7 protein-coding genes are annotated in these 5,551 nt (G+C 70.6%); 6 read left to right on the forward strand and 1 reads right to left on the reverse strand.

Annotated features, from left to right (window positions below; all coding sequences use genetic code 11):
- The 3 genes from AC3XYG_RS16975 to AC3XYG_RS16985 form a co-directional block, all read left to right on the forward strand.
- The coding region (locus AC3XYG_RS16975; RefSeq protein WP_489141029.1) for a polysaccharide pyruvyl transferase family protein at positions 1–1,113 on the forward strand (1,113 nt) is incomplete at its 5' end.
- Between the two features lie 83 nt (positions 1,114–1,196).
- Positions 1,197–2,465 (forward strand): capsule polysaccharide biogenesis protein, encoded by a 1,269-nt coding sequence (locus tag AC3XYG_RS16980; RefSeq protein ID WP_489141030.1) that lies wholly within the window; start codon positions 1,197–1,199, stop codon positions 2,463–2,465.
- Positions 2,462–3,247 (forward strand): SDR family NAD(P)-dependent oxidoreductase, encoded by a 786-nt coding sequence (locus tag AC3XYG_RS16985; protein WP_489141031.1) that lies wholly within the window; start codon positions 2,462–2,464, stop codon positions 3,245–3,247. Before AC3XYG_RS16980 ends, AC3XYG_RS16985 begins: the two co-directional genes overlap by 4 nt.
- 46 nt (positions 3,248–3,293) lie before the next feature.
- On the opposite strand, the gene AC3XYG_RS16990 is transcribed toward AC3XYG_RS16985, so the two are convergent.
- The gene (locus tag AC3XYG_RS16990) at positions 3,294–3,839 is read right to left on the reverse strand and encodes a TetR/AcrR family transcriptional regulator (protein WP_489141032.1); all 546 of its coding nucleotides are present in this window, start codon (positions 3,837–3,839) and stop codon (positions 3,294–3,296) included.
- A gap of 77 nt (positions 3,840–3,916) precedes the next feature.
- Here AC3XYG_RS16990 and AC3XYG_RS16995 point away from each other — a divergent pair, with 77 nt between their 5' ends.
- The 3 genes from AC3XYG_RS16995 to AC3XYG_RS17005 form a co-directional block, all read left to right on the forward strand.
- A complete protein-coding gene (locus AC3XYG_RS16995; RefSeq protein ID WP_489141033.1) occupies positions 3,917–4,681 on the forward strand; it encodes an SDR family NAD(P)-dependent oxidoreductase in 765 nt (254 codons plus the stop codon).
- Positions 4,682–4,738: 57 nt separating this feature from the next.
- Positions 4,739–5,119 carry a hypothetical protein gene (locus AC3XYG_RS17000; RefSeq protein WP_489141034.1) on the forward strand — a complete coding sequence of 127 codons (381 nt, stop codon included), beginning with the start codon at positions 4,739–4,741 and terminating at the stop codon, positions 5,117–5,119.
- A gap of 103 nt (positions 5,120–5,222) precedes the next feature.
- Positions 5,223–5,551, forward strand: a 329-nt coding sequence (locus AC3XYG_RS17005) for a hypothetical protein (protein ID WP_489141035.1), incomplete at its 3' end; no start/stop codon positions are given.

A 5,551-nucleotide genomic window follows, 5' to 3' on the forward strand; every position in this document is an offset into this window, starting at 1 on the left:
GCATCGTCTCGATCCGCTCGCGTGATGCGGCGGGCCGGGCAGCGGCCGACGCCGCGGCCTGGACCGGTGCAGGCCGCGGCGTCGGCCGCTGCCCGGCCCGCCGCATCACGCGAGCGGATCGAGACGATGCTGCGCTTCAACGAGAAGCGGCTGTCGATCCCCCTGTCCTGGGTGGCGACCACCAGCGAGCACCCGCACGCCAATCTCGGCGATGCGCTCAGCGCGGTGGTGGTGTCCGCCATCGCCGGCCTGCCGGTGCGCCGTGCCGCCTTCGACGATGCGTCGGAACGGATGGTGGCGGTCGGCACCATCGGCCATGCCCAGAAGAACGGCGTGCTGCATTTCTGGGGCACCGGGATGGATGCCACCCTGAACCCGGTCGACCGGTCGATCCGGCAGTATATCCGGCCGCAGAACACGGATTTCGTCGTGCATGGCGTGCGCGGGCGGAAGACGGCGGACGTGCTGCGCGGCCAGGGCATCAAGGTGCCCGACGTGTTCGGCGACCCGGTCTGGTTCCTGCCGCGGATCATGCCGATGGGCCATGTCAAGAAGACCCATGATCTCGGCGTCATCCTGCACATTTCCGAGCTGACCTCGATGGACCCGGAATCGGGGGTGAAGGAGGCGCTGAAGCGCTACAACATCCCGCCGAGCCTGGCGGGGTCGATCCGGCTGATCAACACCTACACCGCGCCGAAGGTCGACGCCTTCGCCGCCAAGGTGGAAGAGATCGTGTCCTGCCGGCGCATCATCTCCACCAGCCTGCACGGCATGGTGATCGCCGAGACCTACGGCATTCCCTGCGGCTGGTTCGGCACCTATGAGGGCGGCCGCCTGATCCTCGATGTTGATGATGCCGAGAACCGGATCGACCACCGCATCCGCGACTTCTACTCCGGCGTCGGCAAGTCGGGCGTCATCGCCTTCTGCCGCGACCGCGCCCTGGAGACGCCTTGGGAGGATGTGATCACCTGGATCGACGAGACCTGGCAGCCGCTGCGCTATGACGGCCGGGCCTTGTTCGACTCCTTCCCGGTGGGCCATGGCGTGTCCTTCGAGGATGCGCTGTGGCCGGTGTCGGGCGACGTCTACGCCCGCATCCCGTTCTGAGCGTGATGATGGGCGGGCCAACCGACCGCCCATCCGCCGCTGCGGCGCAGACTCTGCATGCGTCGGTGGTGGCCGGGGCAGCCATGCCCCGGCCCGCCACAGCACCCCTGCAGGACCGGGTGTTCCTGTTCCTGCAGGGGGCGGCGACGCCGTTCCACCGGCGCTTCGCCCTGGCGCTGGAGCGGGACGGCGCCCGCATCGTCAAGGTCAACATTTCAGGCGGCGACGTGGTGTTCTGGCGCCGTCCCGCCATCGCCTTCCGCGGCCGGCTGCCGCAATGGCCCGGCTTCGTCGCCGACCTGCTCGGCGCCCAGGGCGTCACCGATCTCGTGCTGTTCGGTGATTGCCGGCCGCATCACGTCGTGGCCCTGGATCTCGCCCGCCGGCGCGGCCTGCGGCTGCATCTGTTCGAGGAAGGCTATCTGCGCCCGGGCTGGGTCACCTGCGAAGCCTGGGGCGTGAACGGCCATTCCGACCTGCCGCGCCAGCCGGCCCGGTTCCTGTCCCTGGCCCGCACGTTGCCGGCCGTGCCCCAGGCCACGCCGGTGCCGTCGCATTTCCTGCACCGGGCGGTGTGGGACGTGCTGTGGACCGTGGGGCTGATCGCGCTGATGCCGTTCTACCCGCACTACCGGCACCACGCCCTCGACCACCCGCTGGTCGAATATGCCGGCTGGATCGGGCGCTTCGCCCGGGCCGGCCGGACCAGACGGCAGGCGGCGCAGGCCATGCAGCGCTTGGCCGGCCGGGCCGGGCGCTATTACCTGCACCCGCTGCAGCTCGACACCGATTTCCAGATCCGCACCCATTCGCGCTACCCCTCGACCGTGGAAGCGGCGGGGGAGGTGATCGCCTCCTTCGCCCGCCAGGCCGACCGCGCCGCACGGCTGGTGGTCAAACTGCACCCGCTGGATTTCCGGCCCGGCCGCAAGCGCCGGCAGATCGCGGCGCTGGCCGCCGATCACGGTGTTGCCGACCGGGTCGACTTCATCGATGGCGGCGACCTGCAGCAGCTGGTCGACGGCGCCTGGGGCGTGATCGTGGTCAATTCCACCGTCGGCCTGATCGCGCTGGAGCGCGGCCGGCCGCTGAAGACGCTGGGCACTGCGGTGTTCGACCTGCCGGGCCTCAGCTTCCAAGGCCCTCTCGACCGGTTCTGGGCCGATGGCGTGCCGCCGCGGCCGGAGCTGCTGGACGCATTCCGCCGGGTGGTGGTGGCGCGCACCCAGATCCAGGGTGGCTTCTTCTCACAGGAAGGGCTCGACCTTGCCGTCACCGGCGCGCATCGGCGGATCCTGGCGGGCGAGGTGCTGCCGCTGCGCGACCACGCCTGGGCCGGGGCCGCCGAATGAGTGCTGCGACGGCGGTGGTGGTGACCGGGGCGTCGCATGGGCTCGGCGCGGCGCTGGCCCGACACTATGCGGCGCCGGGCGTGGTGCTGGGCCTGGTCGGCCGCAACGCCGCCCGCCTGGCTGCGGTCGCCGACATCTGCCGGCAGCGTGGTGCCGTGGTCGAAACGGCCGAGATCGACGTGCGCGAGGCCGGGCGGCTCGGCGATTTCATCCGCGACCTCGACGCCCGCCACCCCGTGGCGGTGGTGATCGCCAATGCCGGGGTGGAGGCGGGGCTGGCGCCGGGCCGCGAGACGGAGCCTGAAGCCTCCGTGCTGGCCCAGCTGCGGATCAACCTCGAAGGCGCGATCGCGACGGTGTCGCCGATGATCGAGCCGATGCGCCGGCGCCGGGCCGGCCGCATCGTCCTGATCGCCTCGCTGGCGGCGCTGATGCCGCTGGCCGACCAGCCGGCCTACTCCGCCTCCAAGGCCGGGCTGGTCGCCTGGGGCGAGGCGCTGCTGGCCTGGCTGCGGCCGGACGGCATCCGGGTCACCATCGTCTGCCCCGGCTTCATCGCCACCGGGATGCACGACCATTACCGCGGCGCCCGCCCGTTCCAGTGGAGCGCGGAGAAGGCGGCGGCGCACATCGCCGGCCATGTCGCCCGGGGCCGGGCATGGGTGGCGTTCCCCTGGCCGCTGGTCTGGCTGATCCGGCTCGGCCGGCTGGCGCCACGCCCGCTGCGCGCCGCCTTCATCGACCGTTTCCTCCGCTTCGAGATCGATACCCCGGCGCAATAGGCGGCGGCGGTGACGCGGCTGGATCAATGCCTCCTGGGTCGGTCCTTCAGGATCCGGCGAGGCGCAGCACGGCGGCATCCATCGCATCCGCCAGCGCCGCATCGTCGCTGGCCCGCCGCATCACGGCGGCGCCCACCATCGCCGCGGTCACGGCCAAGGCCCGATCATCAGGCGTCTCGCCCGCGACCAGGGTCACCAGCCGGCGCAGCCCGGCGGTGAACGCCCGTCGCAGCGGGCCGTCGGCGGGCGCCCGCGCGGCATCGCCGGCCAGGGTCGCCATCGGGCAATCCTGCCCGGGCGGCTTGGGCTCGAAATAGAACGCCGCCAGGCGGTGCAGCCGGCCGGTGGGGTCGCCGCGCCCCGCCGCCTCCCAGGCCCGACCGGCGGTGTCGAAGGCATGGGTGCAGGCCTCGCCGGCCAGGGCGTCCTTCGATCCGAACTGGGCGTAGAAGCCGCCATGGGTCAGCCCCGCCTCTGCCATCAGCTCGGCGATGCCCATGCCTTCCAGGCCCTTGCGTCGGATCAGCGATGCCGCCGCGGCCACCACCTTCGCCCGGTTTTCCGCCGCCTGCTCCTGCGAGACCCGACCCATATCAGCCTCTTGCAAAAATATATGACATTCATCATCTAATGTACCGTTAGATGATATTCATCATATAAGGAGCGATCATGGGACTGCTAGAGGGTAAGGTGGCGCTGGTCACCGGCGGGACATCGGGCATCGGCCGCGCCAGCGCCGTGCTGTTCGCGCGGGAAGGGGCCAAGGTCGCCTTCACCGGCCGCCGGACGGCCGAAGGCGCGGCCGTGGTGGCGGAGATCGAAGCCGCCGGCGGCGACGCCATCTTCATCCAGGCGGACTTGACCCAGATCGACGGCATCCCCGGCATCATCGAGCAGGTGGTGGCGCGCTACGGCCGGCTGGACGTCGCGTTCAACAATGCCGGGATCTCCGGCGGCGGCCCGATCGAGACGCTCGACGAGGCCCGCTGGGACAGCCTGATCGACACCAACCTCAAGGCGCAGTTCTTCGCCCTGAAGGCCGAGGTGGCGCAGATGAAGAAACAGGGCGGCGGCGGTGCGATCGTGTTCAATGGCTCCGTGCTCGCCGGCATCGCCCAGCCCGGCACCTCGATCTACAGCGCCAGCAAGGGCGGCATCGTCTCGCTGGCGCGGGCGGCGGCGGTGGAGCTCGGGCCGGTCGGCATCCGCGTAAACTCGATCAACCCGTCGATCACCCGCACCGAGATGACGTCCGGCCGCATCGTCAAGAATGCCGACGGCACCGAAACCCATCCCCTGGCCTATGGCATCCCGCTCGGCCGACTGGCGGAGCCGGAGGAGATGGCGCAGGTCGCACTGTTCCTGCTGTCGGACCGGGCCTCCTACGTCAACGGCCAGGCGCTGGTGGTCGATGGCGGCCAGAGCGCCGCCTGATCCCTTCCGATTTTGAGCGGCGTCCCGGTGGACGCCGCCACCCCCAAGGACAACATCATGTTGCATGACCCCAAGACGGTCGCCACCCGGCGGCCGGCGACGAACCTGCTGCCCCGCCTCCTGCTGGCCACCGCGCTGTTCGGCGTCTTCGGCCTGCGCCCCGCCGCCGCGGCGGAGGTGATCCCGCCCGGAACCGGCCTGACCACGACCTTTGATGCTGTGAATATCAGCGTCACTTACCAGCCGGCGGACACCGGCTACGAGACCGTGATCACCGCCGGCACCGAGGCCCCGGGCAGCGTCGTCCGCTTCGTCTCGACCCTGGTGCCGGGCCAGGAAGCGCTGGTGTCGGTGCCGCGTGGCGTCGGCCAGCCTGCCCTGGAACTCCGCCTCCGCCGTGTTGGCGATCGGCTGGAGCTGCAGCTCCGGATGTCGTGACGGCGGGCGCAGGGATCCGCCCGGCGTGTCGCTCGCATTGTCGCGCACCGCCGGCCGGGTTACTTTGTACGCGCATATTCTGATATTTTTCGGGACGTCGACGATGCAGGGCATCCGGTTTTCGTCCCAGGCGCTGCCACACGGCCTCGACGAGCGGGCGCGCTTCTCGCTGTGGCGCGATCTCTACATCGCCAATATCGGGTCCCTCGACATCCGGATCTCGGAGGCGGCGCCGTTCCGGGCGGATCTCGACATGACGCTCTACGGCGCGGTCGGGCTCGCCAGCTTCAACGGCACGGTGCAGACCGTCACTCGCACCCCCCACGATCTGCATGCCGACAGCCAGGACGCCTATTTCCTGATGATCAACGATGGGCCCGACGTCGTCGGCGGCCTGCATGTCGGGCGCGAGCTGGCGCTGGCGCCGGGGGC

This window comes from Inquilinus sp., assembly GCF_057815775.1.

What these genes read in the sequence shown, in the direction of transcription:
- AC3XYG_RS16995 (WP_489141033.1), top strand. Translation starts at nt 3,917, where the DNA reads ATGGGACTGCTAGAGGGTAAGGTGGCGCTGGTCACCGGCGGGACATCG.
- AC3XYG_RS16980 (WP_489141030.1), top strand. Translation starts at nt 1,197, where the DNA reads ATGCCCCGGCCCGCCACAGCACCCCTGCAGGACCGGGTGTTCCTGTTC.
- AC3XYG_RS16990 (WP_489141032.1), bottom strand. Translation starts at nt 3,839, where the DNA reads ATGGGTCGGGTCTCGCAGGAGCAGGCGGCGGAAAACCGGGCGAAGGTG.
- AC3XYG_RS17000 (WP_489141034.1), top strand. Translation starts at nt 4,739, where the DNA reads ATGTTGCATGACCCCAAGACGGTCGCCACCCGGCGGCCGGCGACGAAC.
- AC3XYG_RS16985 (WP_489141031.1), top strand. Translation starts at nt 2,462, where the DNA reads ATGAGTGCTGCGACGGCGGTGGTGGTGACCGGGGCGTCGCATGGGCTC.